Consider the following 26,759-nt stretch of genomic DNA (forward strand, 5'->3'; position numbering starts at 1 on the left):
ACCACGCTACCCGGGGCATGGATGAGAGGCCCCGGATCGATCGCTCGATGAGCCGATCCGACGCTGTTCCCATCCGGGAGTGGGCACTACGGTAGGAGTCGCGTCGCGCGAGCCGACCGTCTTGGGGGAGAGTTCGAATGCTGAATCAGGCCGAAGCCGTGTCCGGCGAGCGGGTCTTCCGCCGGAATCCCGTCCGCTCGACCCTCGGGGCGATCGTGCTCTCGGTGGTGCTCTCGGCCGCCACGCTCTTCCTGCTTCCGAAGTTCCTGCCACGCACCGAGAACATCTCGACCCGCGGGATGCTGGTGCTCGTCGTCGCGATCGCGCTGACCGTGGCGGTGTTCGCCGGATTCTTCTGGTTCCGCAACATCCGGATCGTCGTGCGACCCGACGCGGTCGAGATCGGGAAGGCGGGCAGCCGCGAGACCTTCTCCCGTGCCGCGACCGCCTTCCGCTCGAAGATCACCGAGCACCGCACCAACGGGCTCCCCAGCGGCACGACACGCGCGCTGATCGTGCACAGCGGCGACCGCGAGATCACCATCGAGCTGCCCGGCTACACGAGGTCGATGTTCAACGAGCTCATGGCGACGCTCAACCCGATCGCGCAGCCGGTGTTCGACGATCCGGTCGCCGCCGCGCGCGCGGGATCGCAGTTGCCGACGCTGTTCACGATCGACGCCGCAGGCGAGCGGCGACTCGCGACGCGGATCACGTTCGCCGCCGTCGCGTTCCTCGTCATCGCCGTCGGCGTCGGCCTGCTCGTCGCGGTGCCCGGATTCGTCGACAGCGAGCTCTCGGCGCTCGTCCTGCTCGCACCGTTCGCCGCACTCGCCGCCATCGGATTCGGGATCGGAGCGGTGCAGCGTCGTCGACTCGTCCGGTCGATCCCCGCCCAGGTATCCATCGACACCCACGGCATCCGCATCGACGGCGTCGACAACCCGTACACGCAGCTCAGCCGCATCTGGCTGACCCCGCCCGCCTACCCTGTCACACGCCTCCGCATCGAGCGGATCGGCGGAAAGGCCACCATGCATCTGCTGTCCTCGTCCCGAGTCGAGATCACCCCCGACTACGGCGACCTCCTCCTCGCCGTGCGCGCCAGGACTGCCCACCTCCCCGGCCTCCTCTCCCTCGACCTCGAGTGAGCACGGCGACGGGGCCGACCGCGACCGGTCATGTGCCCGAGTATCCGATCGGCACCGAACGGCTGATCCTGCGTCCCCTCACCGCGGCCGATGCCGCACCGATGCACGTGTACAAGTCGGATCCGGATGCCGTGCGGTACGTGCCCTACGCGCCGCTGGAGCTCGCGGACGTCGAACAGCGCATCGCCACCACCTGGTCGAACACCCGGTTCGCGAAGGAGGGCGACGCCGTCTCCCTGGCCGTCGAGGAGCGCGCGACGGGCGCGCTCCTCGGCGACGTGGTGCTGTTCTGGCGCGGGGAGAACGACCGATCCGGCGAGGTCGGGTACATCCTCGACCCGCGCGCAGGGGGCCGAGGCTATGCGACCGAGGCCGTCGAGGCGCTCCTCGCCCTCGGCTTCGAAGGACTGGGGTTGCACCGGATCGTCGCACGGATCGATGAGCGGAACACGGCATCAGCGGGGGTCGTCGAACGGCTCGGGTTCCGCCGTGAGGCGCGTCTGGTCGAGAGCAGCTGGTTCAAGGGGGAATGGACGACACTGCTGGTCTACGCCCTCCTCGAAGACGAGTGGCGGGAACGCGGAGCGTCCTGACAGAGGGGGAGGGTGATCGGTGATCACCCTCCCCCTTCCGTCGTGCCCGGCTACTGCTTGAGCATCGCGACGGCGAGCTTGTGCTCGTCGTCGATCAGGTGCGAGTGATCGTCGTCGCCGAGATCGATGCGCACCCACTCGATGCTTCCGGTGAAGCCGTTCCCCGTGGCCCGATAGTCGGGGGAGACCGGCGAGGCCAGGTCGCTGCCGACATCGACCGTCTCGTCGAACGTGAACTGGAACGGGATCGTCTTCCCGACGCGACCCTCGCCGATCTTCTCCTGGCCGGCGAAGAGCGTCACGGTGCCGCCCTTGGCGAGACCGCCCCCGTCGTAGGCGAAGTGGGCGCGGAGCTCCTGCGCACCGGCCGGAACCGGACTGTCGGAGCGGATGATGTCGACGTCGATGCCGAGCAGGTTGTAGGCGAAGGCGAGGGCGCCGTCCTTCGCGTAGAACGACCAGCCACCGTAGGCACCGCCCTGGGCGATGAGCACGCCCTCCGCGCCGGCATCCGGCACCGAGACCTGCGCCGTGACCGTCCACGACTTGTTCTTGATGTTGATCGTCGTGTTCTCGCTCATCCGCTTCATGCCCGGGTAGAACTTCTGCGAGTCGCTGACGACGAGTTGCGGCCGGCCGGCGATGTCGGGGTTCATCCGCTCGGCGGAGCGGATGTCGAGCGGAAGCACGTTGAAGCGCGCGGCCTGGATGAGGAAGAGCCGCTGCAGGTGCGCGAGCCGTTCGGGTTCGGCGGCCGCGAGGTCGTTCGACTGCGTCCAGTCCTCCTCGACGTTGTAGAGCTCCCACACGTCGTCGTCGAGACCGTGCGAAGAGCCTGTCCAGGGGTCCTTGTGCTTCGCGACCGCGGTCCACCCCTTGTGGTAGATCGCGCGGTTGCCGAGCATCTCGAAGTACTGCGTCTCGTGCTGCTCCGCAGCGTCGGCGCTGTCGTCCGCGAACGTGTAGTTCATCGGCGTCCCCTCGTAGGGACGCTGGGTCACACCGTTGACGGTCGTCGGTTCGGGGATGCCTGCCGCGGTGAGCACGGTCGGGGCGACGTCGATCACGTGACTGAACTGGTTGCGGATGCCGCCCCGCTCGACGCCACCGTTCGGCCAGCTGACGATCGTGCCGTTTCGGGTGCCGCCCCAGTGGCTGGCGACCTGCTTGGTCCACTGGTACGGAGTGTCCATCGCATGCGCCCAGCCGACCGCGTAGTGGTTGTAGGAGCTCGGCGTTCCGATGTCGTCGATGTGGTCGGCCACGTACTGCTCGGTCTCGATCTCGTTCATGTGGTTGATCGTGAAGCCCTCGTTGGTCGTGCCGTGCATCGACCCCTCCGCGCTCGCACCGTTGTCGCCGATGATCACGTAGACGAGGGTGTCGTCGAGAATGCCCAGCTCTTCGTACGCGTCGAGCAGGCGTCCGACGTGGTGGTCGGCGTACTCGAGGAAACCGGCGTACACCTCCATCTGCCGTGCCAGGGCGGGCTTGATCAGGTCGCTCATCTCGTCCCACGCGGGGATGCCGGCGCTGCGCTCGGTGAGCACGGCGTCAGCGGGGATGACACCGAGGTCGAGCTGGCGGGCGAAGGTCTCCTTGCGGAGCTCGTCCCACCCCTGATCGAACTTGCCCTTGTATTTGTCTGCCCACTCGGCGGGCACGTGATGCGGCGCATGCGTGGCACCGGGTGCGAAGTAGGTGAAGAACGGCACCTCGGGGGCCAGCGACTTCTGCTCCCGAGCCCAGGCGATCGCCTTGTCGGTCATGTCGCCCATGAAGTGATAGCCGTCTTCCGGCGTTCCCCATGGCTCGACCGGCGTCGTGTTCTCGTAGATCGCCGGGTACCACTGGTTGGTCTCGCCGCCGATGAAGCCGTAGAAGTACTCGAAGCCGTTGCCCGGAGTGGGCCACCCGTCGAACGGGCCGATCGCGCTGGCCTGCCACACCGGCACCTCATGGCACTTGCCGAACTGCGAGGTGTTGTAGCCATTGAGCTTGAGGGTCTCGGCGAGGGGTGCGCAGCTGTTGGGTCGCAGCGAGCTGTAGCCGGGCGCCGACGTGGCGATCTCGGTGATGCCGCCCATGCCCACCGTGTGGTGGTTGCGTCCGCTGAGCAGGGCCGCCCTGGTCGGCGAGCACAGGGCTGTGGTGTGGAAGCGGGTGTATTTCAACCCGGCGGCTGCGACGCGCTCGAAGTGGGGGGTCTGCACGGGGCCGCCGAAGGCACTGGAGGCGCCGAATCCGGTGTCGTCGATGAGGACGACCAGGACGTTGGGGGCGCCCTCGGGCGGGCGGACCGGGGTGATGGGCGGGAAGGACGTGTCCGGGTCGGTCGCGTCGTATGTGACCGTGCCCGTGTAGGCCAGATCGGGGATCGGAAGACTGGAACGCTGGGGTTCGGACATGCGCACTCCTACGGCTCTCGTCGAGCCGTCCGGCCCGCTCTGCGCCCAGCCTAGGCAGGGCGGTTCGGCCTGTCACCCGACTCCACGGGTGACTTTGCGGGTGACTTTCGACCGGCATAATCGAGGGTGTGACTGCGACAGCAACCCTTCCCTCCCTCGACGGCCGCCGCTTCCGGATGGTCTCGTCCACGACGTCTGCGGTCGACCCCGACGCACCGAGCATCTTCGAGTACTTCGAGCGCGATGGCGCGATCTGGGGCGGGTACGAGGGCGACACCGTCACCTTCGGCAAGTTCGTCGGCACGCGCACGGGTGACACGATCTGGGTGTCGTTCGTGCACGTGCTCAAGGCCGACGGCACCGTCGTGACCGGTGATGGCGAGAGCGAGCTGGAGCTGACCGATGACGGCGGCATCCGCCTGGTGGAGCACTACGAGATGCACGGTCTCCCGCAGCTCAGCGTGTGCGAGGAGATCTCGGCCTGAGCTCGGCCCCTCAGCGCGGCGGCAGCATGTCCCGCCCCGGGGAGGCGGGTGTCCAGCGCGTCATCCCGAGCGGAGTCTCGGTGCTGCGCTCCGGCAGATCGCCCGGCAGCAGGTAGGGGCGGCGGATCACCTCGTCGAGCACGACGACGCTCACCACCGTGCGCACCTCCGGCAGCTGCGCGATCACGCCGGTGGAGAACTCGTGCACGCCGCTGACGTCGACGGCGCGGATCAGCAGCATCGCGTCGTGCTCGCCCGTCGTGATGGCGCACCACTCGACGTCGGGCATCTCCAGCACGCGTTCGCGGAACGACGCCCAGGCCTGCGGCATCACGGTGACGAACACGAGCGCGCCGATCGAGAGTCCGGCCTTCGCCTGGTCGACTCGCGCGCTGAACCCCGTGATCACACCGTCGTGCACCAAGGACTCGACCCGCGTGTAGGCGTTGGCCCGGGAGATCCCGACCTTGTCGGCGAGGGCGGCGATCGAGACGCGACCGTTATCACGCAGCACTTCGAGGATTCTGTACGCCGTCTCGTCCACCGGGGCGGCACTTCGTCCAGAATGCTTCGACGGTTCCGCATCGTTGCTGGACATATTGCTCCTGACAGGCGAGGTTCTGGACAGAGCGTGTCGATGCGACCCGCACTCGCTGGACACATCGTCGCATATGATGCGAATCTGATCCACGGTCGTCCACATCGGTGGCGGCTCACCCGAATGTACTCCTCGCCCTTGGAGGCCCTCATGTCGTCACGCCGAATCACGCCGGTCATCGCGTTCGGAGCCGTCGCGCTCCTGGCGCTCGCGGGTTGCTCGGGAGGGAATTCCGCCAACAACGGCGAGCAGTCCTCCAGCGCCGACTCGCTCGTCATCGACACCGCGTTCTCGATCGAGACCACCGACCCGGGTCACACCTACGACCCGACCGGCAACATGATCGCGAAGGCGCTCTACGAGACCCTCGTCGATTTCGAGGGCTCCGATGTCTCGACTCCCGTCCCCGGTCTCGCCTCGTGGGAGCAGAACGACGAGGCCACCGAGTTCACCTTCACGCTCGAGGGCGACCGCGTCTTCTCCGACGGCTCGCCGATCGAGGCGAAGGACGTCGTGTTCTCGATGCAGCGCATCCAGGGGATGACCGATGCGAAGCCGAACTTCCTCCTCGGCGGCCTCACCGTCACCGAGGTCGATGAGAAGACGATCCGGTTCACCTCCGAGACCCCGCTGCTGCAGCTGCCCGCGATCCTCGCGAACCCTGCGCTCGGCATCGTCAACGCCGATGTGGTGATCGAGAACGGCGGCACGATCGACGGCACCGACGTGGCGCAGAAGTACCTGGACGGCGCGTCGGCCGGATCCGGCCCCTTCGTGCTCGACACCCTCGATCTCAGCTCGCAGGTCGTGCTGACCAAGAACGACGAGTACAACGGCGACGAGGAGTCTTCCTACAAGCGCGTCGTCGTGCGCAACGTCTCGGAGAGCGCCACCCAGCTCGCCAACCTCAAGGGCGGCGACTCGATGGTCGCGATGGACCTCAACGGCGACCAGGTCGCCGGTCTCGGCGACGGCATCACGGTCGACTCGGTCCCGTCGGGGCAGACCATCTTCCTGCTGCTGAACCAGTCCCAGCCGATCGCCGGTGACCTGGCGAACGTGAAGATCGCCGAGGCGATCCGCTACGCCCTCGACTACGACGCGCTGCTCGAGCTGGCCGGTGCGGGTGCGGTGCAGGCGACCGGCGTCATCCCGCCCGGATTCGAGGGCGCCCTCGACGGCGGTGTGGAGCAGGACCTCGACAAGGCCAAGGCGGCACTCGCCGACGCCGGCTACACGGGCCAGACGCTGAAGCTGCAGTTCCCCAACGACTACCCGGTCGGCGGCGTGGAGTTCACCCCGCTCGCCGAACGCGTCCAGGCGCAGCTCGAAGACGCCGGCATCACGGTCGAGCTGGCGCCCGCGCCGTTCGCCACAGAGCTCGACGCATACGTCAACGGCGTGGAGGGCTTCGGCCTGTGGTTCTGGGGCCCGGACTACGCGGACTCCGCGAACTTCCTGCCCTTCGCCCCGGGTCTGAAGGTCGGTCTCCGTGCCGGATGGGCCACCGAGGCCAACCCGGAGATCGCAGCCCTCGCCGCCAACGCCGCCAGCGCGACCGACGCCGATGAGCGCACGGCCGCCTTCACCGAGTTCGCCGAGGCGATGCAGGCCGAGGGTCCGTTCGTCCCGCTCATCGTCCCCGGACGCAACATCTCGTCTGCGGACACGGTGTCCGGTGCGGTGTACAACTCCGTCTGGGAGATGGACATCGCCGAGATCACGCCGGCCGGCTGAACGGACATCTCATGACGACAGTGGCGGTGCAGAGGCAGGCGCAGCGGCGCCGATCGCCTCTGATCGGATACCTGCTGCGGCGGGCCGGCACCTCCCTGCTCCTGTTGGTGGGCGTGACGATCGTCACGTTCGCGCTCACCAACCTGGTGCCGGGAGACCCGGTCTCGGCCGCACTCGGTGAGGGGGCGTCGCAGAACCCCGTGACGCGTGAGGCGTTCATCGAGGAGCACGGTCTCGACCAACCACTGTTCGTGCAGTACTTCATCTACATGGGGAACCTGCTCCGTGGAGACCTCGGCACGTCGCTGGTGACCGGACGCCCGGTCACCAGCGACCTCGCCACCGCGGTTCCCGCGACCATCGAGATCGCGATCGGCGCGATCATCGTCAGCCTCGCGGTCAGCATCGTGCTCGGCACCCTCGCCGCATACCGCCGCGGGCTCGTCACCGACCAGGTCATCCGCGTGGTCACGCTGGTCGGACTCAGCGTGCCGACCTTCTGGCTGGCCCTCGTCAGCTTCTACGTCTTCTTCCTGGAGCTGCGCATCGCACCGGGCTCCGGCCGCATCTCGCCGTCGATCACCCCACCGCCGCGTGTGACCGGGCTCTACACGGTCGACTATCTCCTGAACGGCGATGCGGTCGGGTTCTTCGACGCCCTCGCGCACCTGGCTCTTCCGGTCATGGTGCTCTCACTCGTGACCATCGGTCTGCTGACTCGTTTCATCCGCACCTCGGTGCTCGAAGTCCTCGGCAGCGACTACGTGCGCGCAGCCAGGGCCAAGGGTCTCCCGGCCATGCGCGTGATCCTCGACTACGTGCTGCGCGGCGCCTCGCTGCCGATCCTCACGGTGGTCGGTGTCGCGTTCGGAGCGCTGCTCTCCGGCACGGTGCTCGTCGAGTCGGTGTTCGCCTGGCCGGGGCTGGGCACCTACGCCTACAACTCGGCGGCGAACCTCGATCTGCCCGGCATCATGGGCGTCGGTCTCGTCGTCGGCGTCATCTACCTCCTCATCAACTTCATCGTCGACCTGCTCTACGGCGTGCTCGACCCGAGAGTGAGGATCGCATGAGCCGCATCGCCGCCGCCACGCCGGCCGGGCGCTTCCGCTTCCGCTGGCCCCGTGCCTGGCGCACCCCGCTCGGCATCATCGGCACCGTGATCGCCGGCGCCTGGATCATCGTGGCCTTCACCGCGCAGTGGTGGGTGCCGTACCCGCCGAACGCGCAGGTGCTGCCGCGTCTGCAGCCGCCGGGGATCGACACGTTCCTCGGGACCGACGGCAACGGCCGCGACATCTTCTCGCGCCTGATGACCGGCGCCACCGTGAGCCTGCCGCTCGCCCTCATGCTCGTGATCGCGGCCATGATCATCGGCACGCTGATCGGCGCGCTCGCCGGCTACTTCGGCGGCTGGGTCGACGAGGCGCTCATGCGCATCACCGACCTGTTCATGGCGTTCCCGACCGTGATCCTCGCGATGGTCGTCGCCGCCTCGCTCGGCCCGTCGCTGTTCAACGCGGTGATCGCGGCGATCGTGGTGTCGTGGCCGCAGTACTCCCGCGTCACGCGCAGCATCGTGCTCGGCCTGCGCGGACAGAACTACGTGATCGCGGGTCGCCTGCTCGGGCACTCGCCCGCACGGACCCTGTTCGTCGACATCCTCCCGAACATCGCCGGCCCGGTCCTGGTGCTCGCGACGCTCGACATCGGTGCGGCGATCCTGCTCCTCTCCGGGCTCTCCTTCCTCGGCCTGGGTGCACAGCCGCCGACCGCCGAGTGGGGTTCGATGATCTCCGGAGCGATGCAGAACTTCGACGCCTGGTGGCTCGGGGTCTTCCCGGGTCTCGCGATCCTGACCGTCGTGCTGGCGTTCAACTTCCTCGGAGACGCGATGCGCGACGTGCTCGACCCGACGGCCGAGATCACGCACGAGAAGGCCGCAGAGCACAAGGCGTCCGCGACGGGGGTGGCCGCATGAGTGTCCAGAACGCCGTCGTGCCGCCGTCCGCGACGCTCAGCATCCGCGACCTGACGATCGACATCGGGCGCCCGCTCGTGAAGGGCGTCTCTCTCGAACTCGAGGCCGGGCGCATCCACGGTCTGGCGGGCGAATCCGGCTCCGGCAAGACGCTCACCTCGCTCGCGGTGCTGGGGCTGCTGCCTCGACAGGCGCGCACCGGCGGATCGATCCTGCTCGGCGGCGAGGAGCTCGTGGGGCTGCGCCGTCGGTCCCTCAATCGGGTGCGCGGCAAGCGGATCGCGATGGTGTTCCAGGATCCGTCGGCCTCGCTGCACCCGCAGCTGCCCGTCGGACGCCAGCTCACCGATCACATGCGCGTGCACCTCGGCCTCAAGGGCGCCGCCGCACGGGCGCGGGCGGTCGAGCTGCTCGAGACGGTGCAGGTGCCGAACCCCGCGGAGGCGCTGAAGCGCTACCCGCACCAGTTCTCGGGCGGACAGCGTCAGCGCATCGCGATCGCGTGCGCCCTCGCCTGCGACCCCGAGGTGCTGCTGGCGGATGAGCCCACCACGGCGCTCGACGTCACCGTGCAGGCGGGGATCCTGCAGCTGCTGCGCGACCTCGCGATCGAACGCCACCTCGCCGTGCTCCTCGTGACGCACGACCTGGGCGTGATGAGCGCGATCGCCGACAAGGTGGCAGTCATGAAGGACGGCAAGATCGTGGAGCTCGCCGATCGCGAAACGCTGTTCCGCGACCCTCAGCACGAGTACACGCGCATGCTGCTCGCGGCCCTGCCGGGTTCGCGCATCGACGAGGCACCGGAAGGGCAGGCCGCAGATGAGTGAGGTCGCCGTCCTCGACGCGCAGGACGTGGTCGTGCGCTATCCGGGAAACCCGCCGGTGATCGCCGTGAACGGGGTGTCGATCAGTGTCGCCGCCGGTGAGACGGTGGCCCTCGTCGGCGAGTCCGGCAGCGGGAAATCCAGCCTCGCCCGTGCCGTGGTGGGAATCGAGAAGACCGCCGCAGGAACGGTGCGGTTCCGGGACGCCCCGGTGTCGCCGCTCGGCATCCGTCGTCGGTCGATCGCACTCACCGGCATCCAGATGGTCTTCCAGGATCCGGCGACCTCGCTGAACCCGCGGCGCCGGGTCGGCGACCAGATCGCCGACGGCATCGCGACCGCCCGCGCGCGCGGCGCCGCCGGCTCGACCGTGGACGAGTGGCTCGAGCGCGTGGGTCTGCCGACGAACGTGAGCACCCGCTTCCCGCATCAGTTCTCGGGTGGGCAGAAGCAGCGCATCGCGATCGCCAGGGCCCTGGCCGCCCGGCCGTCGCTGCTCGTGGCCGATGAGCCGATCTCCGCCCTCGACGCCTCGACGCAGACGAGCGTCGCCGGCCTCATGCGCGACCTCGTGGCGGAGTCGGGGGCGGGGATGCTGTTCATCTCGCACGACCTCGCCGTGGTGCGACGCATCGCCGACCGCACCTTCGTGATGTTCGGCGGACGTGTGCTGGAGTCGGGTCCGACGGATCAACTCTGGGCTGCGCCGCAGCATCCCTACACCCAGGCGCTGCTGGCGGCGATCCCGGAGCCCGACGGCGCCGGCCGCATCCCCGCCGCTCCCTCGGTCGACGACCGCACGGTGTGGGCGGAGATCCCGCCGGTCACGTACTGAGCCGCGCCGGCCCGCGAGCGCCGTGCGAGAACCGAGACGATCCGAGCATCCTGCGGTGTGTCGGGCCCCGACGCGCCGTTCCGTGACCGGATCGTCTCCGTTTTCGCTTGCGTCCCGACCGCTCGTGCTGGCTAAGCTTAGGCAACCCTTAGCCTACGGAACGGTACCCCCATGCCTCTCACCCGCTCGAAGGCGGTCACCGCCCTCCTCGCCGGCCTCCTCACCGCGGCCGCCCTGACGTCCTGCGCCCCCGCGGACGAAGGCGCCGGCACCGCCCCCGCCGGCGACTCCGACGCCTTCCCCGTCACGGTCGAGCGCGCGTACGGCGAGACCACCATCTCCGAGCAGCCGCAGCGCATCGTCTCGGTCGGCTACACCGAGCAGGACACTCTCTGGGCGCTCGGCATCGAGCCCGTGGGCGTGACCGACTGGTACGGCGACTACGACTTCGCCTCCTGGCCCTGGGCCGACGAGGCGCGAGGCGACTCCGAGCCCGAGGTGCTCACGACGAGCGACGGCCTGGACTTCGAGGCCATCGCCCTGCTCGACCCCGACCTCATCATCGGCACGAACGCCGGGCTGACCGAGGAGGACTTCGACCGCCTGTCCGACATCGCGCCCACGGTCGCGCATTCGGGCGACTACTCGATGTACTTCGAGCCGTGGGACGTGCAGACACTCCAGATCGGCGAGGCCGTGGGGATGAAGGACGAGGCGCAGAAGCTCGTCGACGACATCGACGCGCAGTTCGCCGACGCGGCGGCCGCGAACCCCGAGTTCTCCGGGAAGTCGATCGTCTTCCTGCAGAACGCGATCTACGACGGCGCGGCGATCGCCTACCAGGATGGTCTGAGCACCGACTTCCTCACCGACCTCGGCTTCACGATCCCCTCCGAGATCGACGCCTACGCGCCGAAGGACGCCTCGGGCGGACAGGCGTACATCCCGGTCGAGAACCTCGATGTGCTGAACGCCGCCGACGTGCTGATCTGGGGCACCGAATCGGATGATGACATCACCGCGCTCGAGGGCGAGGCCTTCGTGACCGCGATCGACGCGATGAAGAACAAGTCCGTCGTCTACACCGACGGCGTCACCGCCGGGGCGATCTACTTCACCTCGCCGCTCAGCCTCCCCTATGTTCTCGACGCTCTGGTGCCTGCACTCGCGGATGCCGTCGCCGGGAACGGGCCTGCCCGCACGGCGGAGTGACGCAGGGCAAGCGCACGAAGCGCGGTCCGCAGCGGCTCTCCGCCGGGCGGACCGCGCTCGTCGTCGTGCTCTCGGTGCTCGGCCTGCTCGTGGCCACCGCCGTCGGGCTGAGCGTGGGGACCAAGTTCGTCGGCCTCGGCACGGTGCTCGACGCGGTCACCCGCTTCGACGGGAGCGACCTGCAGCTGGTGGTGCGGGAGTCTCGCATCCCGCGCACGGTGCTCGGCATCGTCGTCGGGCTCGCGCTCGGCGCTGCGGGCGCCGTGATGCAGGGCCTCACCCGCAACGCCCTCGCCGACCCCGGCATCCTCGGCGTCAACGCCGGTGCCTCGGTCGCGGTCGCCCTCGCTGTCGCGGCCCTCGGGATCAACGCGTTCCCGCAGCTCATGGCGTTCGCGCTCGTCGGCGCGCTCATCGCGACGATCGCCGTCGTGCTGCTCGGCGCTGCCGGTGGCGGGAGCCCGGTGACGCTGGTGCTCTCGGGGGTCGCGCTCGCCGCGGTGCTCGGCGGCATCACGACCGCGCTCGTGCTGCTCAATCCCACCGCGTTCCTGCACATGCGCAGCTGGGAGTCCGGGGCGCTCGCCGGGCGCGACCTGTCGATCCTCCTCGTCGCCGGCCCGGCGATCGCGATCGGGCTCGTGCTGGCGCAGCTCCTGACCCGCAGCCTCGACCTGCTCGCCCTCGGTGACGACACGGCCGCGGCGCTCGGCGTGCGGATCGGTGTGCTCCGCACGGGTGCCGTCGCCTCCGTGACGCTCCTGGCAGGCACAGCCACCGCGGTGGCCGGCCCCGTCGCCTTCCTCGGACTCGCGGCCCCGCACATCGCGCGGGGGGTCGTCGGGCCCTCGCAGAAGGCCGTGGTGCCGCTCTCCGCCGTGATCGGGGCGATCGTCGTGGTGCTCGGCGACGTCGTCGGCCGGGTCGTCATCGCCCCGCAGGAGGTGCCGGTGGGGATCGTGATGGCGTTCATCGCGGCGCCCTTCCTGATCTGGATCGGCCGTCGCAGGAATCCGGTGCAGATGTGAACGCCCCGACCCGCACGGACATCCGCCGCGCCCGTCGTCCTCTCGGGCGCCGCGGCCGCTGGGCGATGGGCATCCTCGGTGCCGCGGTGCTCGTCTCGTTCCTGGCGAGCCTGTCGATCGGCGATACCGTGCTCTCGCCGATCCGCGTCATCCAGGCCCTGTTCGAGACGCAGGGCGGCGTGCGCATGGTCGTGGTCGACTGGCGGTTGCCGCGGGCGCTCGCCGCGGTGTTCTTCGGCGCGGCGCTGGCGCTGTCCGGCACCGTCTTCCAGACCATCACACGCAATCCGCTCGGCAGCCCCGACGTGATCGGCCTCACGACGGGTGCCTACACGGGCGCGCTGATCGTGATGACCACGGGTGGCGGATCCGGTCTCAGCGTCGCGATCGGGGCCATCCTCGGCGGCTTCGCCACGGCCGCCCTGGTGGCGCTGCTCGTCACCGGACGGGGAGCCCTCGGATACCGGATCGTCATCGTCGGCATCGGGGTGAGCGCCGTGCTCGCCGCCCTGAACGCATGGATGCTGTTGCGGGCGCGGCTCGAAGTCGCCATCTCCGCCGCGATCTGGGGTGCGGGTTCGCTCAACGGCGTCGGGTGGCAGCAGGCCGGACTGCCGATGCTCGTCGTGTCGGTGCTGATCGTCGTGCTGCTCCTCGCTCGACGCGGCCTGTGGCTCATCGAGCTCGGCGACGACCTGGGGACCAGCCTCGGCGGCCGCATGGGGTCCACGAAGGCAGGGCTCGTGGCGATCGCGGTCGGACTGACGGGTGTGGTCACGGCCGTGATCGGACCCATCGCGTTCGTCTCCCTCGCGGCCCCGCACCTCGCCCGGCTCGTCGTGAAGCACGGGACGGGGCACCTCGTCGCGACCGCGTTGACGGGGGCGCTGCTGCTCTCCGCCGCCGACATCATCGGGCAGAATCTCGTTCCCCGGCATGCGCTCCCCGTCGGCGTGGTGACGCTGGTGCTCGGCGGGGTGTACCTGATCTTCCTCGTCGTGCGGACGGCGCGGCGCCGGTACTGAGCCGCGCAGGGAGGGGTCGAGTCCCGGCTCTGCTGTGGCTATCATGTCTCGGTGTCGGACCGGGAAGATCTGAGAACTGTTCCAACGGCAGCCCTCCACGGGGTGCGCGTGCTCGACGTCTCCACGCTGTTCGCCGGCCCACTGGCGGCGACGTTCCTCGGTGACTTCGGGGCGGACGTCATCAAGGTCGAGCATCCGACCCGGCCGGACGCCTCTCGCGGACACGGCCCGCAGAAGGACGGCGTCAACCTCTGGTGGAAGACACTCGGCCGGAACAAGCGCACCGTGACGATCGACCTGAGCGATCCCGCGGGGGCGGAGGTGCTGCTGCGCCTCGTGGCCGATGCCGACGTCATGATCGAGAACTTCCGTCCCGGCACACTCGAGCGCTGGGGGCTCTCTCCCGAGCGGTTGCAGGAGGCGAATCCACGCCTCGTGCTGGCCAGGGTGACGGCTTTCGGGCAGGTCGGCCCGTACTCCACCCGCCCGGGGTTCGGCAGTCTCGCCGAGGCGATGAGCGGATTCGCCGCGCTCACGGGAGACCCGGACGGGCCCCCCACGCTCCCTCCTTTCGGACTCGCCGACGGGATCGCGGCTCTCGCCACGGCGTACGCCGTGATGGCGGCGTTGCGCGGTGCCGAGCGCGACGGTCGGGGGCAGGTCGTGGACATGGCGATCATCGAGCCGATCCTGATGCTGCTGGGCGGCCAGATCACCGCATGGGATCAGCTCGGGGTGGTGCAGCCCCGCACCGGCAACCGCTCGGTCAACAATGCTCCGCGGAACGTCTACCGGTCGCGGGACGGCGTCTGGCTGGCGGTGTCGACGAGTTCGCAGTCGATCGCGGAGCGGGTGATGAGGGTGGTCGGGCGCGCCGACCTGATCGATGAGCCGTGGTTCCGCTCGGGCCACGAGCGGGCGCTGCATGCCGATGAGCTCGACGGCGCCGTGCAGTCGTGGATCGGCGCCCACGACGCGGACGAGGTCGTCGCCGTGTTCGAGGCGGCGTCCGCGGCGATCGCCCCGGTCTACGACGTGCGTGGAGTCGTCGAGGACCCGCAGTACCGGGCGCTGGGCACGGTCGTGCGGGTGGCGGACGACGAACTCGGCGACGTCGCGATGCAGAACGTGCTGTTCCGACTGTCGCGCACTCCGGGTTCCATCCGCTGGGCGGGGAGACGGCACGGCGCCGACACCGAAGACGTGCTGCGGGATCTCGGATTCTCGGTGGACGAGATCGCCGAGCTCCGCGCGAGGGGAGCGGTGTGATGACGGCTCTGCACCGCACGGGCCTCTACGTGCCGGGCGACCGACCGGATCGTTTCCTCTCCGCCGAGGAGAGCGGCGCCGACCTCGTGGTGTTCGACCTCGAGGATGCGGTGGCGCCGACGGCGAAGTCGATGGCGCGCGACGCCGTGGTCGACTGGCTCCGCGACGGCAGGAGGGGGACGGCTGCGGTACAGGTGCGCGTCAATGCCGGCGATGACGCGGATCTGCGGGCCGTCTCCGCGCTCGCCCCTGACATCGGCATCCGTCTGCCGAAGGTCGAGAGCGTCGTCGACCTCGACCGCGTCGGGGCTCTCGCCCCCGGCCGACCACTCATCGCGCTGCTCGAATCGGCGAGGGGCGTCGTGAACGCGCCCGCGATCGCCGAACATCCCGCCGTGGTCGCCCTCGCACTCGGCGAGAGCGACCTGCGCAGCGAGGTCGGCGGGGGAGAACCGGTGATCACGCATGCGCGACTCTCGATGCTGTACGCGGCGCGCGCCGCCGGACTTCCGGCGCCGATGGCGTCGGTGTATCCCGCGCTCCGTGATCTCGAGGGACTCGCCGACGACACGCGCCGCGCGGCCGCTCTCGGGCTCTTCGGTCGGATGGCGGCCCATCCGATCCAGCTGCCCGTCATCGCCGAGGTGTTCGCTCCTGCCGTGGAAGACGTCGTCTGGGCGCGGGAGGTGGTCGCGGCGCTGCGGGGCGGGGGAGTGGCGACGCTCTCGTCCGGCGAGATGGTCGACCCCGCGATGCGCGGCCGGGCGGAACGGATCCTGCGCGCCGCCGAACCGGGGTCTTGACACCCACCGGGGCGTGCGCCTAGATTCCCTGGAGCCCGACCACCGTCGATTTGGAAACGTTTCCAAATCTGTCGGTGGAAACGTTTCCGCTCGACGAGGAGAACCATGGGGACGAAGCCGACTCTGCACGAGGTCGCTGCGGCGGCCGGCGTCTCGCTGGCCTCCGCATCGCGCGCTCTGACCGGACGATCCGCGAGTCCGGAGATGGTGCGCAAGGTGCGCATGGCCGCGAAGCGCATCGGCTACCTCCCCGACGCCACGGCCCGATCCCTGCGTCTGGGCGGTCGGCCGCAGGTCGTCTTCGCCGTGGACGACATCGGCAACCCGAACTACGTGCAGATGCTCCGCGCGATCGAGGAGGAGCTGGGGGAGACGACGCGCATCAGCGTCTCGGCGACAGGTCGCCGCCCCGACCAGACGGTCGAGCTCGTGCGCATGCTCAGCATGGGAGCCGGCGACGGCCTCATCATCTCGCCGCTGCGGGTGACGCCGGCACTGCGGCAGGCGCTCGCCGACACGGTCGTGCCGGTCGTCGTCATCGGCACGCTGCATTCCGAGCTCAGCATCGACAGCGTCTTCGTCGACTCGGCGGTCGCCGTCGGCATGGTCGTGGATCACCTCGTCGAGATCGGGCGCACCGGTATCGGCGTGATCAACGGTCCCGGTAACACGAACCCGGGCGCGGCGCGCCGGTCCGGATTCGCCGCGGCCGCCGAGCGACACGGTCTGACGCGCACCGAGGCGCTCCAGGTGACCGCAGCCGACTTCACGGTGGGCGCCGGCGTGGATGCTGCGGAGCGCCTGCTCGCGGCGACGGCCGAGAGCGGTGAGCGGATCGATGCGATCGTCTGCGCGAACGATCTGATCGCGATCGGTGCGATCAACGCGATCCGTCGCCAGGGGCTGCGCGTTCCGGAGGACATCGCCGTGACCGGGATCGACGACACCGATCTCGCGGGGCTCTACAGCCCTCCGTTGACCTCCGTCTCCCTGCAGTCCGAGCGACGGGGGCGGATCGCCGCTCGGATGCTCAGCGAGCGCTTCGCCGACCCGTCGCGACCGACCAGACGCGAAACGGTCGAGGCCACGCTCGTGGTCCGGGCTTCGACGATCGGGGAGAGCGCATGAGCGCCACCGCAGTGAAGCCCCCGTCCGGGCGGAACGGTGCACCCAAGCCCGGCGGCCTCGCGCGTTCTCGTCGCAACGAGGCGATCGGCCTCGTCATCCCGACGTTGATCCCGATCATCGCGCTCAGCGTGATCCCTCTGTTCATCGGCGTCGCCACCGCATTCACCGACTCGCGCCTGGCACGCCATCACGAGACCCAGTTCATCGGGTTCGAGAACTTCATCAAGCTCGGCTCCGACACGCAGTTCTGGCAGTCGTTCGGGATCGGCATGATCTGGGCCGTCACCGTGACCGCCCTGCAGCTGGTCGGCGGGCTCAGCCTCGCGCTGCTGCTGAACACGGATCTCCGTTTCCGCGGCATCACGCGAGTGCTCGCGCTCATCCCGTGGGCGATGCCGCCCGTCGTCGTCGCCGTGATGTGGCAGATGATCTACTCGCCGACGAACGGTCCGCTGAACTGGCTGATCGAATCGCTGGGCGGTCCCGAGAACATCAACTGGCTGGGGGACTTCGGCCTCGCACTCCCCGCGGTCATCCTCGTCGGCGTCTGGGTGGGCATGCCGCAGAACACGGTGGTGCTCCTGGCGGGTCTGCAGCAGGTGCCCGGCGAACTCCTCGAGGCCGCAGCGGTCGACGGGGCGAGCACGTGGCGCCGGTTCGTCAGCGTCACGCTTCCGGCACTGCGTCCGGTGATCTTCTCGATCGCGAGCCTGAGCTTCATCTGGAACTTCAATTCGTTCGGCATCGTCTACGTGATGACCGAGGGCGGACCGGGTGGTCGCACGATGCTGCCGATGCTGTTCACCTACCTCGAGGCCTTCAAGTCCCGCAACACCGGCGGGGCCGCGGCGATGGGAGACGTCATCGTGATCTTCCTCATCGTGATCCTGGTGATCGCCCTGTGGCGTCAGCTGCGGCCGGAGAGGAGCGCGCGATGACCCGGCTCATGGAGACCCGCACACTGGTCACGCAGAACACGACGAAGAGGCAGCGCGCGAAGATGAACCGGCGCTCGAAGAAGCCGCTCGTGCGCGCCCTGCAGTACCTGGCTCTGGCCGGATTCCTGATCTTCCTCGGATTCCCCCTGCTGTGGCTGATCTCGACCGCGTTCAAGTCGTCCGCCGAGATCAACTCGCTCGCGGTCAACCTGTTCCCGCTGCAGCCGACGATCGACAACTTCGTCGTCGCGCTCGAGCGGCAGGGGCTCGTGCGCGCGGCAGGCAACAGCCTGCTCGTCGCCATCGCGACCACGATCATCGTCACGCTGCTGTCGATCCCCGGGGCATACGTCATGGCCCGATACCAGGGCAAGCTCCGCTCGATCGGGGTCGGGTACATCCTGGTGAGCCAGATCTTCCCGGTGATCCTCGTCATCATCCCCCTGTTCTTCATCCTCCGCTCGGTCGGCCTCGTCGATTCGCTGCTCGGACTCGTCGCCGTCTACTCCGTGTACACGCTGCCGTTCTCGCTGTGGATGCTGCAGGGATACGTCGCCGCGATCCCCTATGACATCGAGGAGGCCGCGTCGATCGACGGCGCCAACAAGGCGCGCACGCTGCAGAGGGTCGTGTTCCCGCTGTTGATGCCGGGGCTCGTCGCGACCGCCATGTTCAGCTTCGTCTCCGCGTACAACGAGTTCTTCTTCGCGCTCGTGCTGCTCCAGTCCCCCGAGAACTACACCCTCCCCATCGCCCTCAGCACGTTCGTCGGCGGCGAGGGGAAGGTCGCGGTCGGGCCGCTGGCCGCCGGTGCGCTGCTGTCGAGCATCCCGAGCATCGTGTTCTTCACCCTGCTGCAGAAGAGGCTCGCCACGGGCCTGCTCTCCGGCGCCGTCAAGGGCTGATCTCCGCAGACTTCCGCAATTCCCCATCACCGACAGAAAGAGGTATGAAGTGAAGAAGCTTCATCGCGCGTCCATCGCGCTCGCCGCCGCGGCGATCACGGCGCTGACACTCGCATCCTGCTCCTCGGGCGGCGACACGACCGAGGATGCCGGCGACGGCGAGCCGGTCTCCATCACCTTCCAGTCGTTCTCCGACCAGCCGGCCGCGATCCAGGCGACCAAGGAGATCGTCGACGCGTGGAACGACGACAACCCCGACATCCAGGTCGAGATCGTGCAGGCGCCGACCGACAGCCTCGACGACAAGCTGACGACCCAGTTCGTGGGCGAGGTCGCTCCCGACATCATCCACTACGAGGTGCTGGGCATCGTCCCCTTCGCCCGCGACGGATACCTGGCCGACCTGAGCGAGCTGCTCAGCAAGGACACGATCGACGACATCGATCCGGGCGTGCTCGCCTCGGTGACGGTGGACGATCAGATGATCGGCGCGCCGACCGAACTGCAGACCTACGTCGTGTTCGCGAACAAGACGCTGCTCGAGGCGGCCGGGGTCGACATCCCGACCGGGGACTCGATGACCTGGGACGAGCTCGACGAGATCGCGAAGGCCACCACCTCCGGCGACGTGCACGGCATCACGTGGGGCTTGAAGAGCCCGACCGCGGCGTTCATGAGTCTCGGCATGGGCTTCGGCTCCGAGTACTTCACCGGTGAGGGCGACGACATGAAGGTCGACGTCAAGGATGCCGACCTCGAGGTGCCGAATCGCGTGCGGTCCATGATCGAAGACGGAACGGTCGACCCCATCGGGGTCACGCAGTCGGGCTCCGACGTGCTGGCCACCTTCTATGCGGGCAAGGCCGCCATGACGGTGCAGGGCTCGTACCAGGTGGCCAACATCGCCACCGACGCTCCGGCCGACATGGACTGGATCGTGCTCCCGGCGCTCGCGGGCTCGGAAGGCGCGGTACAGGCCGCGAACCCGCAGACGCTGTCGATCAACATCGACTCGCCGCACCAGAAGCAGGCGGCGGAGTTCCTCGACTACTTCATGCAGACCGACAACCTCGTGAAGATGAACATCGCCGACGGGCTCATCCCGACGACGATCTCGGCTCGCGAGGCGCTCGCCGAGCAGACGGCCGATCAGAACGGCTGGCCCGAGATCGTGCAGTCGGCCGAGGGACTCGACGGTCCGGTGTTCCTGCAGGCGAACGGCTTCGTGCGTTGGAAGGACACCGTCGCGACTCCGGCGTTCCAGAAGTTCCTGGGCGGGGAGATCGACGACAAGGGGCTGGCGTCCGAGCTCGACGACGGCTGGGCACAGGTCAACGGTTGACGACGGTGGGGGCGGATGAGCGCATCCGCCCCCACCTCTAGGAGAGGAATGGCATGAGCTGGATTCGGGAACGCACGGCGGCCGTACTCGCGGGGTCGGCCATCGGCGACGCCCTCGGCGGGGCGGCCGAGGGGTTCAGTCCGGAGAAGATCAAGGAGCGGTACGGAGGGCCCATCACCGGCATCGTGCCGCCGTACCACCTGGACTGGCAGACGGCACGGCCGGTCAGCCCGTACCACAAGGGCGACGGGCACATCACGGACGACACCCTGATGACACAGGCGCTGATCCGGGTGTACGCCGAGCGGCGCGACCACATCGACGCGTTCGCCGTCGCCGAGGTGCTCGTGCCGCTGCTGCAGACCGAGATCCGGTGGATCCCCGAACTGGAGCGCGAGTCGATCCTGCTGCAGCGCATCTTCCTTGCCGAGAAGTGGCTGGTGACGCGGTTGCAGTACGGCCATGTCGATCCGCGCGAGGCAGGGGTCGGCAATGTCGTCAACTGCGGCGCCGCGATGTACATGGCGCCGGTCGGCATCGTGAACGCCGGCAACCCCGAGGCGGCGTACGCGGAGGCGATCGATGTCGCCGGTGCTCATCAGTCGAGCTACGGGCGTGAGGCCGCCGGAGTCTTCGCGGCGGCGGTGGCCGCATCCGTCGCCCTCGATGCCACCGTCGACACCGTGATCGACGCCGCACTCCGCGTAGCCCACGACGGGACGGCCGCGGCTATCCGTGCCGTGGTCGATGCGGCCAGGGGCCTGGACGACGACGCCGACGCCGACACGATCGGCATTGCGCTGCGCGATGCGATCCGCCCGTTCGACACGGTGGGAGACGCCTACCGCGAGCCTCTGATGGACGCCAGGGTGCCGTCGCGGACGAAGTCGATCGAAGAGCTTCCCGTCGCGCTGGGGTTCCTCGTCGCCCACGACGGCGCCTTCCTGCCCACCGTGCTCGGCGCCGTCAACTACGGTCGCGACTCGGATTCGATCGCATCGATGGCGGGCAGCATCGCCGCGGGGATCGGCGGTCAGGCGGTGATCCCCACGGATATCCTCGACCGGATCGCCACGGCGAGCCGCGTCGACTTCGACGAGTACGCGACGCTGCTGTCGGACATCGCGACCGACATCATGCAGAAGGATGCCGCCAGGGCCGAAGCCGACCTCCGCCGCGTCTTCGCTCTCCAGGGGGCATGATGCGCCTGACCTGGGCACAGCCGGAGGACCTGCTCCCGCACGAGCTGGTGCAGTCGCGGACCGAGGGGAAGGACGTCGAGGCGATCGCCGAACGCTGGCGGGCCGCGGGCGGAAGTCTCGACGCGGTGCGCGGCGGGGCGACGCCCGATGCCGTCTCCGACAGCCTCCGTGCGCTGGCGCGGTCGTTGCTCGTCGAGCTCGACGAGGTCACGGCCCCCATGGTCGAGGCGACGGAGTGGACCGAGGTCCGCGCCGCGCTGGACGGCGTCCCCGACCCGATCACGGCCCCGGAGGACGCGGTTCTCCGGGGCCGCATCCACGGGGCCTGGGCAGGGCGCTCGGCGGGATGCCTGTGGGGCAAACCCGTCGAGAAGATTCCCCGGGAGGGGATCGAGGAGATCCTGCGGGCGACGGGCCGCTGGCCGCTCACGGACTACTTCACGGCGCGGGGGCTTCCCGATGACGTGGCACGGCGCTGGCCGTGGAACCGGCGCTCCGCCGTCAACTCGCTCGTCGAGAACATCGCAGGGATGCCCGAGGACGACGACCTCAACTACCCGCTGCTGAACCTCCGGGTCCTCGAGACCTCGGGTCGCGGGTTCACCACCGACGACGTCGCCCAGGCCTGGCTGGCCGATCTCCCCGCCGGCCGCACGTTCACGGCCGAGCGCATCGCGTACCGCAACCTCCTCGACGGGTATCGTCCCGACGAGGCGGCGCGCGTGCGCAACCCGTTCCGCGAGTGGATCGGCGCCCTGATCCGCACCGATGTGTACGGCTGGATCAACCCGGGCGACCTCGCCGAGGCGGCGCGCATGGCCTGGACCGATGCGCGTCTCAGCCACACCCGCAGCGGACTGTGGGGTGCGATGTGGGCGGCGGCGCTCACCTCCGCATCCCTCGTCGCGTCCTCCGTCGACGACGTGCTGGATCTCGCATCGACGGTCGTCCCCGCGGGAAGCGAGCTGGCCGCGGCGATCTCGCACGGGGCAGCGCTCGGACGCGGCGGCCTCGACGACTCCGCCGCGATCGACGATCTGCACGCCACGTACGGGCATCTGCACTGGGTGCACACGACCAACAACGCGGCGCTGATCGCCTTCGCACTCGCGCGCAGCGGTGGGGACTTCGTCCGCGGCGTGCCGCTCGCGGTGATCGCGGGGTGGGACACCGACTCCGCCGGGGCCACCGTCGGATCGGTCCTCGGAGGGCTCGCGGGCGTCGCCGGTCTTCCTCCGCACTTCATCGACCCGCTTCAGAACCGCATCGCGACGAGCCTTCCGGGGCTCGACGGGGTCGAGATCGACGCGCTCGCCCGCCGCACCCTCGCCCTGCTCCCGACCCGCTGACCCCCAGAGACGCTGACCCCCCAGAGACGCTGACCCCCAGAGACGTTGACCCCCAGAGACAAGGACGTTCATGACTTCTCCCACGCCGACCCTGCAGGACCGCGCCCGCGGTTCGCTGGCCGGGCTCGCCATCGGCGATGCGATCGGCCGGCCGGTCGAAGGCTTCTCCGCCGCACAGATCCAGGCCGCGCACGGGCGCGTCACCGGATACCTCGACCCGGAGCCCGCCGGCAGCGATGACACCGAGTACGCGCTCCTGACCGCCAAGACCGTGCAACGCGTCGGCATCGGGGCCACGGCGGAAGACTTCGCCCAGACCTGGATCGAAGACGTGCTCCCGCAGGCCGATGACTTCAAGGGCGGCGGGTTCAGCGAGATGGCCGCGATCGACAACCTGCGTCGCGGCATCCGCCCGCCGTTGAGCGGCGACACCATGCACGGGTGGAGCGACGGGCTCGCCATGCGGGTCAGCCCGCTCGGCATCGTGGCGGACGGCGACGTCGAACTCGCCCGCCGCCTGGCCGAGGCCGACGGCGCCGTGAGCCACACCACCGAGGGCATCTGGGCCGGCGTGGTCGTGGCGGTCGCGGTGACCACGGCCCTGACCGGGGCGGATGCCGCTGCCTGCTACGACGCCGGTCTCGCGGCGATCCCGGCGGACAGCTGGACCGCGCGCAACCTGCGCGACGCCCGTGACCTGGTGCGATCCGGACTCGATGACGACGCGCTCGCGCTCGCGCTCCACGACCGCCTGGCCGTGGCCGACTACTTCTGGGCCGATCTCGCGCCCGAGGCGGTCGGGTTGGCGATGGCCTCGGTGCTGCATGCCGACGGGCGCGCGGCGGACAGCATCCTGTTCGCCGTGAACATGGGGCGCGACGCCGACACGACGGCCGCGATCGCCGGGTGCATCGGCGGTGCGATCTCCGGCATCGGCGACCTGCCGGAGGAATGGGTGGCAGGGCTGCGGCCCGTCGTGGGATCGTGCATCCGCTCGATGGCCGGAATCCATCCGCTGGATGCCGCCGACACCCTGACCCGCATCGTCGAGGAGGCGCGCGCATGACCACCCCCCTGATCGATCTGTTCACCCGGGGCATCGTCGCAGGCGAGTCCGCATCGTCGATGAATGCCGATTTCCGCGTGTACGCGCTTCCCCCCAAGCGGGTGAACCGGGTGCGCATCCTGGCGAAGCTCGGCGACGAGGACCGCACCACGACCGTTCCGCGTCCGTTCACGCATGCGGCGCCACCCACCGTGCTGCACCCGGGAGCCGGGGAGAACATCGAGTGGTTCGCGTTCTCGGCGCGGCAGCACACGCGGGGACTGGGCCTGGCGGAATGGCGAGAGCTCGCAGAACTCGAAGCCGATCCCACCGGAGGGCTGCGCGCGCGCATCGGCACGAAGCTCGCACTGCAGAACCTGCGGCGTGGCATGGAGCCTCCGCAGACCGGGCACGACAACGCGCACTACTTCGACGACATCGCGACGGTGCGCGCGATCGCCGCTGTCGCGGTCCACGGATCCGACGGAGCTGTCGAGGCGGCCGATGCCGATGCCGCCATCACCCACTCCCTCGACGGCCTGTGGAGCGCGCGAGCCAGCGCGGTGCTCTTCGGCGCGCTGGTCGATGGCGCCGCCGCGGATGACGCCGTGCGGCTCGCCGTCGAGCAGCTCCCCGAGAACACCTGGAGTCGACGGATGGCCGAGACCTCGCTGCGCGTCGCGGCCGAGGCGACCGGGCCACTGGATCGTGCACGACGTCTGAGCACGCAGGTGGGCGACTGGGTCTACAGCTATCCGATCGCCGCCCCCGAGACCTTCGGCTTCCTGCTCGCACATGTCGCCATGGCGAAGGGGACGGACGACCTCATGCTGGGGGCCCTCGCCCAGCCGCGCAATGCGGCCACGCTGCCCGCACTCGCCGGAGCCGCAGCCGCGGTGCTGTTCGGCCAGGACGGGATCCCGTCGGGCCTCGAGGTCGGGGACATCCGTCTCACCGGACTCGGGATCCCGGCGCTCGCCGGCCTCACCGTCGACGAGGCGATCCGTCGATGACGCTCGGATCCCTCCGTGGGGAGACACCCGAATGGGCGTGATCGTGCTGGGCAGCGCCAATGAGGACACCGCGGTGTCGGTGCGACGGCACCCGGGCGCCGGCGAGACGGTCCTCGCCTCGTCCGCGGGGGTCGGGGCCGGAGGCAAGGGGTTGAATCAGGCGATCGCGGCAGCGCGCGCGGGTGCCTCGACGACCTTCGTCGGAGCCGTCGGCGACGACGATGCCGGTGCTCGGCTGCGGCTCGCACTCACGGCCGAGGAAGTGGGAACGAGGCTGGCCCGTTCCGACCGCGTGACCGGGAGCGCGTTCGTCATGGTGTCCGCTGGTGGCGAGAACGCGATCGTGGTGGTTCCGGGCGCCAACCAGGATGCCGAGGCACTCGGTCGTGAAGCCGATGCGGCGGTCGGCGCGATCGCGGAGGGCGACATCGTGCTCGCGCAGCTCGAGATCCCGATCGATGTCGTGCTCACGGCATTCCGCCTCGCCGGGGCGCGGGGTGCCTCGACGGTGCTCAACGCGGCGCCGAGCGCCCCGCTCTCCGACGCGCTGCTGGACGTCGTGGACATCCTCGTGGTGAACGAGCACGAGTGCCTCGATGCCGCCGGAGGCGATCGACGCGACGTGCGGGGTGCGGCGGAGGCCCTCGCCGCTCGCGTGGGCACCGTGATCGTGACACTCGGTGCGCAGGGAGCCCTCGTCCTGTCCGGCGGCGATGTCGACCTCGTCGCGGCCCACGCCGTCTCGGCGGTCGACACCACTGCTGCGGGAGACACGTTCTGCGGCGCCCTGGCCGCGAGACTCGCCGCAGGAGAGCAACTGAACGCCGCCACGCGGTTCGCCTCCGCTGCCGCGGCGTTGTGCGTCCAGCGTCCCGGTGCTTCCGCGTCCGCTCCGTACGCGCAGGAGATCGGGGAATTCCTCGCCGCGCGCGCCTCGTAGGACGCGGAGCACCGCCCGAACGCACGGCGGGCCGGGGCATCAGCCCCGGCCCGCCTCGTCAGCTCCCGCTCAGACGGGTGCGACGATGTCCTGCTTCACATCCCACTCGGTGATCTCCATCGTGACCTCGACCGTCTGGCCCTCGATCGAGGCGCTGCTGGACGAGGCGAGGGTGACGTAGTCGGCCGTGATCTCGAAGACGATGTCGACCGCTGCGCCCTGCTGCTCCATGGCGCCGGACACGAGGTAGACCTTCTGGCCCAGACGCTCGCCCGTGCCGGTCACGGTGAACTCACCGGTGACGGCATCCGCGGCCTTCGTCGGGTCGAGCAGCGAGGCGTCACTCGCGCTGGCGCTGAGCGCGGCGATGACCGGGTCGCTCGACGACGGGTCGGCGGCCTGCCAGTCGCTCGTCGCGGACTTGACCCACACGTCATCGCCGATGACGATGAGAGATCCCACGGGTGAGATCGTCTCGATGGCGTTCTCAGCGGGGTTGAAGCGCGCCGTCGAATCGATGCCCATCACGCTGGACGTGGCGGCATACCCCGCGGTGTCCGCCATCGCGTCCGCGACGCAGCCGCCGAGCACGGTGCCGTCGATGGTCGCGCCCTCCTTCAGCTCGGGGCATTCCGACGTCGACGCCTCGGCTTCCTGCGACGGGCTCGCGCTGGGCTTCTTCTCGGCCGTCGGCTCCGCACCGCCGGCGGTGCATCCGGTGAGCAGCACGGCAGCGGCGAGAACGACGCCGACCCCCCATTTGTTGACGCGCATGGCGTCCCCCCTCTGATCGAGTGCCCGATGACCGTCACCGGCACTGCACCCAGCATGTCAAAACTTCGTGGTCCGTTCAGCCAGCGCGTCCGGTGCGGGCGACGCCGTTCGCGACACCCGCCCGATTCCGCTAGACTGTCGAGGTTGTCTGCCTTGCGGCGTCCATTCGGG

The 26,759-nt window shown here is 69.5% G+C and carries 25 protein-coding genes; 22 read left to right on the forward strand and 3 right to left on the reverse strand.

Annotated elements, in window-relative coordinates:
* Positions 1-137: 137 nt before the first annotated feature.
* Together CQ042_RS03410 and CQ042_RS03415 are read left to right on the forward strand one after the other, a co-directional pair.
* Positions 138-1,151: a hypothetical protein gene (locus CQ042_RS03410; RefSeq protein WP_105668819.1), complete on the forward strand. Its 1,014-nt coding sequence runs from the start codon at positions 138-140 to the stop codon at positions 1,149-1,151.
* Positions 1,148-1,744, forward strand: a complete 597-nt coding sequence (locus tag CQ042_RS03415; RefSeq protein WP_105668820.1) for a GNAT family N-acetyltransferase — start codon at positions 1,148-1,150, stop codon at positions 1,742-1,744. Before CQ042_RS03410 ends, CQ042_RS03415 begins: the two co-directional genes overlap by 4 nt.
* Positions 1,745-1,794: 50 nt before the next feature.
* Here CQ042_RS03415 and CQ042_RS03420 read toward each other — a convergent pair whose 3' ends face one another.
* On the reverse strand, positions 1,795-4,152 hold the full coding sequence (locus tag CQ042_RS03420) for an arylsulfatase (RefSeq protein ID WP_105668821.1): 2,358 nt from the start codon (positions 4,150-4,152) through the stop codon (positions 1,795-1,797).
* Positions 4,153-4,280: 128 nt separating this feature from the next.
* On the opposite strand from CQ042_RS03420, the gene CQ042_RS03425 reads away from it, so the two are divergent.
* On the forward strand, positions 4,281-4,637 hold the full coding sequence (locus CQ042_RS03425) for a hypothetical protein (RefSeq protein ID WP_258131998.1): 357 nt from the start codon (positions 4,281-4,283) through the stop codon (positions 4,635-4,637).
* 10 nt (positions 4,638-4,647) lie between these two features.
* On the opposite strand, the gene CQ042_RS03430 is transcribed toward CQ042_RS03425, so the two are convergent.
* Positions 4,648-5,235, reverse strand: a complete 588-nt coding sequence (locus CQ042_RS03430) for an Lrp/AsnC family transcriptional regulator (RefSeq protein ID WP_258131999.1) — start codon at positions 5,233-5,235, stop codon at positions 4,648-4,650.
* 150 nt (positions 5,236-5,385) lie between these two features.
* Here CQ042_RS03430 and CQ042_RS03435 point away from each other — a divergent pair, with 150 nt between their 5' ends.
* The 19 genes from CQ042_RS03435 (at position 5,386) to CQ042_RS03525 (ending at position 25,814) form a co-directional block, all read left to right on the forward strand.
* On the forward strand, positions 5,386-6,972 hold the full coding sequence (locus CQ042_RS03435) for an ABC transporter substrate-binding protein (protein ID WP_105668823.1): 1,587 nt from the start codon (positions 5,386-5,388) through the stop codon (positions 6,970-6,972).
* An 11-nt stretch (positions 6,973-6,983) separates the two neighbouring features.
* Positions 6,984-8,045 carry an ABC transporter permease gene (locus CQ042_RS03440; RefSeq protein WP_105668824.1) on the forward strand — a complete coding sequence of 354 codons (1,062 nt, stop codon included), beginning with the start codon at positions 6,984-6,986 and terminating at the stop codon, positions 8,043-8,045.
* Complete coding sequence (locus CQ042_RS03445) at positions 8,042-8,953, forward strand: ABC transporter permease (protein ID WP_105668825.1); 912 nt, start codon at positions 8,042-8,044, stop codon at positions 8,951-8,953. Before CQ042_RS03440 ends, CQ042_RS03445 begins: the two co-directional genes overlap by 4 nt.
* The gene (locus CQ042_RS03450) at positions 8,950-9,783 is read left to right on the forward strand and encodes an ABC transporter ATP-binding protein (RefSeq protein WP_105668826.1); all 834 of its coding nucleotides are present in this window, start codon (positions 8,950-8,952) and stop codon (positions 9,781-9,783) included. The genes CQ042_RS03445 and CQ042_RS03450 overlap by 4 nt, the downstream gene beginning before the upstream one ends.
* A complete protein-coding gene (locus CQ042_RS03455; RefSeq protein WP_105668827.1) occupies positions 9,776-10,615 on the forward strand; it encodes an ABC transporter ATP-binding protein in 840 nt (279 codons plus the stop codon). Before CQ042_RS03450 ends, CQ042_RS03455 begins: the two co-directional genes overlap by 8 nt.
* 171 nt (positions 10,616-10,786) lie before the next feature.
* Positions 10,787-11,827: an ABC transporter substrate-binding protein gene (locus tag CQ042_RS03460; RefSeq protein WP_105668828.1), complete on the forward strand. Its 1,041-nt coding sequence runs from the start codon at positions 10,787-10,789 to the stop codon at positions 11,825-11,827.
* Positions 11,824-12,855, forward strand: coding sequence for an iron ABC transporter permease (locus CQ042_RS03465; RefSeq protein ID WP_105668829.1), 1,032 nt, complete (start codon positions 11,824-11,826; stop codon positions 12,853-12,855). Before CQ042_RS03460 ends, CQ042_RS03465 begins: the two co-directional genes overlap by 4 nt.
* The gene (locus tag CQ042_RS03470; protein ID WP_105668830.1) at positions 12,852-13,880 is read left to right on the forward strand and encodes an iron chelate uptake ABC transporter family permease subunit; all 1,029 of its coding nucleotides are present in this window, start codon (positions 12,852-12,854) and stop codon (positions 13,878-13,880) included. The genes CQ042_RS03465 and CQ042_RS03470 overlap by 4 nt, the downstream gene beginning before the upstream one ends.
* Before the next feature lie 51 nt (positions 13,881-13,931).
* Complete coding sequence (locus CQ042_RS03475; RefSeq protein WP_258132000.1) at positions 13,932-15,149, forward strand: CaiB/BaiF CoA-transferase family protein; 1,218 nt, start codon at positions 13,932-13,934, stop codon at positions 15,147-15,149.
* Positions 15,149-15,952 carry a CoA ester lyase gene (locus tag CQ042_RS03480; protein ID WP_219844798.1) on the forward strand — a complete coding sequence of 268 codons (804 nt, stop codon included), beginning with the start codon at positions 15,149-15,151 and terminating at the stop codon, positions 15,950-15,952. The genes CQ042_RS03475 and CQ042_RS03480 overlap by 1 nt, the downstream gene beginning before the upstream one ends.
* A gap of 105 nt (positions 15,953-16,057) precedes the next feature.
* Positions 16,058-17,080 carry a LacI family DNA-binding transcriptional regulator gene (locus tag CQ042_RS03485; protein ID WP_105668831.1) on the forward strand — a complete coding sequence of 341 codons (1,023 nt, stop codon included), beginning with the start codon at positions 16,058-16,060 and terminating at the stop codon, positions 17,078-17,080.
* Complete coding sequence (locus tag CQ042_RS03490) at positions 17,077-18,018, forward strand: carbohydrate ABC transporter permease (RefSeq protein WP_105668832.1); 942 nt, start codon at positions 17,077-17,079, stop codon at positions 18,016-18,018. The genes CQ042_RS03485 and CQ042_RS03490 overlap by 4 nt, the downstream gene beginning before the upstream one ends.
* The gene (locus tag CQ042_RS03495) at positions 18,015-18,923 is read left to right on the forward strand and encodes a carbohydrate ABC transporter permease (RefSeq protein WP_258132001.1); all 909 of its coding nucleotides are present in this window, start codon (positions 18,015-18,017) and stop codon (positions 18,921-18,923) included. Before CQ042_RS03490 ends, CQ042_RS03495 begins: the two co-directional genes overlap by 4 nt.
* Before the next feature lie 49 nt (positions 18,924-18,972).
* Positions 18,973-20,265: an ABC transporter substrate-binding protein gene (locus tag CQ042_RS03500; RefSeq protein ID WP_105668833.1), complete on the forward strand. Its 1,293-nt coding sequence runs from the start codon at positions 18,973-18,975 to the stop codon at positions 20,263-20,265.
* Positions 20,266-20,318: 53 nt separating this feature from the next.
* Positions 20,319-21,467 (forward strand): ADP-ribosylglycohydrolase family protein, encoded by a 1,149-nt coding sequence (locus tag CQ042_RS03505; RefSeq protein WP_105668834.1) that lies wholly within the window; start codon positions 20,319-20,321, stop codon positions 21,465-21,467.
* Positions 21,464-22,816 (forward strand): ADP-ribosylglycohydrolase family protein, encoded by a 1,353-nt coding sequence (locus CQ042_RS03510; protein WP_258132003.1) that lies wholly within the window; start codon positions 21,464-21,466, stop codon positions 22,814-22,816. Before CQ042_RS03505 ends, CQ042_RS03510 begins: the two co-directional genes overlap by 4 nt.
* A 70-nt stretch (positions 22,817-22,886) precedes the next feature.
* Positions 22,887-23,882 (forward strand): ADP-ribosylglycohydrolase family protein, encoded by a 996-nt coding sequence (locus tag CQ042_RS03515; RefSeq protein ID WP_105668835.1) that lies wholly within the window; start codon positions 22,887-22,889, stop codon positions 23,880-23,882.
* Positions 23,879-24,874 carry an ADP-ribosylglycohydrolase family protein gene (locus tag CQ042_RS03520; protein WP_181157423.1) on the forward strand — a complete coding sequence of 332 codons (996 nt, stop codon included), beginning with the start codon at positions 23,879-23,881 and terminating at the stop codon, positions 24,872-24,874. The genes CQ042_RS03515 and CQ042_RS03520 overlap by 4 nt, the downstream gene beginning before the upstream one ends.
* Before the next feature lie 31 nt (positions 24,875-24,905).
* Positions 24,906-25,814, forward strand: a complete 909-nt coding sequence (locus tag CQ042_RS03525; RefSeq protein WP_105668837.1) for a ribokinase — start codon at positions 24,906-24,908, stop codon at positions 25,812-25,814.
* A 69-nt stretch (positions 25,815-25,883) separates the two neighbouring features.
* On the opposite strand, the gene CQ042_RS03530 is transcribed toward CQ042_RS03525, so the two are convergent.
* Positions 25,884-26,588, reverse strand: a complete 705-nt coding sequence (locus tag CQ042_RS03530) for a hypothetical protein (protein ID WP_105668838.1) — start codon at positions 26,586-26,588, stop codon at positions 25,884-25,886.
* Between the last annotated feature and the right edge of the window lie 171 nt (positions 26,589-26,759).

Origin of the sequence: Microbacterium sp. MYb62 (assembly GCF_002979475.1) — a bacterium.
GTDB lineage: Bacteria > Actinomycetota > Actinomycetes > Actinomycetales > Microbacteriaceae > Microbacterium.

What these genes read in the sequence shown, in the direction of transcription:
- CQ042_RS03410 (WP_105668819.1), top strand. Translation starts at nt 138, where the DNA reads ATGCTGAATCAGGCCGAAGCCGTGTCCGGCGAGCGGGTCTTCCGCCGG.
- CQ042_RS03420 (WP_105668821.1), bottom strand. Translation starts at nt 4,152, where the DNA reads ATGTCCGAACCCCAGCGTTCCAGTCTTCCGATCCCCGATCTGGCCTAC.
- CQ042_RS03430 (WP_258131999.1), bottom strand. Translation starts at nt 5,235, where the DNA reads ATGTCCAGCAACGATGCGGAACCGTCGAAGCATTCTGGACGAAGTGCC.
- CQ042_RS03435 (WP_105668823.1), top strand. Translation starts at nt 5,386, where the DNA reads ATGTCGTCACGCCGAATCACGCCGGTCATCGCGTTCGGAGCCGTCGCG.
- CQ042_RS03440 (WP_105668824.1), top strand. Translation starts at nt 6,984, where the DNA reads ATGACGACAGTGGCGGTGCAGAGGCAGGCGCAGCGGCGCCGATCGCCT.
- CQ042_RS03445 (WP_105668825.1), top strand. Translation starts at nt 8,042, where the DNA reads ATGAGCCGCATCGCCGCCGCCACGCCGGCCGGGCGCTTCCGCTTCCGC.
- CQ042_RS03450 (WP_105668826.1), top strand. Translation starts at nt 8,950, where the DNA reads ATGAGTGTCCAGAACGCCGTCGTGCCGCCGTCCGCGACGCTCAGCATC.
- CQ042_RS03455 (WP_105668827.1), top strand. Translation starts at nt 9,776, where the DNA reads ATGAGTGAGGTCGCCGTCCTCGACGCGCAGGACGTGGTCGTGCGCTAT.
- CQ042_RS03460 (WP_105668828.1), top strand. Translation starts at nt 10,787, where the DNA reads ATGCCTCTCACCCGCTCGAAGGCGGTCACCGCCCTCCTCGCCGGCCTC.
- CQ042_RS03480 (WP_219844798.1), top strand. Translation starts at nt 15,149, where the DNA reads ATGACGGCTCTGCACCGCACGGGCCTCTACGTGCCGGGCGACCGACCG.
- CQ042_RS03485 (WP_105668831.1), top strand. Translation starts at nt 16,058, where the DNA reads ATGGGGACGAAGCCGACTCTGCACGAGGTCGCTGCGGCGGCCGGCGTC.
- CQ042_RS03490 (WP_105668832.1), top strand. Translation starts at nt 17,077, where the DNA reads ATGAGCGCCACCGCAGTGAAGCCCCCGTCCGGGCGGAACGGTGCACCC.
- CQ042_RS03495 (WP_258132001.1), top strand. Translation starts at nt 18,015, where the DNA reads ATGACCCGGCTCATGGAGACCCGCACACTGGTCACGCAGAACACGACG.
- CQ042_RS03505 (WP_105668834.1), top strand. Translation starts at nt 20,319, where the DNA reads ATGAGCTGGATTCGGGAACGCACGGCGGCCGTACTCGCGGGGTCGGCC.
- CQ042_RS03510 (WP_258132003.1), top strand. Translation starts at nt 21,464, where the DNA reads ATGATGCGCCTGACCTGGGCACAGCCGGAGGACCTGCTCCCGCACGAG.
- CQ042_RS03515 (WP_105668835.1), top strand. Translation starts at nt 22,887, where the DNA reads ATGACTTCTCCCACGCCGACCCTGCAGGACCGCGCCCGCGGTTCGCTG.
- CQ042_RS03520 (WP_181157423.1), top strand. Translation starts at nt 23,879, where the DNA reads ATGACCACCCCCCTGATCGATCTGTTCACCCGGGGCATCGTCGCAGGC.
- CQ042_RS03525 (WP_105668837.1), top strand. Translation starts at nt 24,906, where the DNA reads ATGGGCGTGATCGTGCTGGGCAGCGCCAATGAGGACACCGCGGTGTCG.
- CQ042_RS03530 (WP_105668838.1), bottom strand. Translation starts at nt 26,588, where the DNA reads ATGCGCGTCAACAAATGGGGGGTCGGCGTCGTTCTCGCCGCTGCCGTG.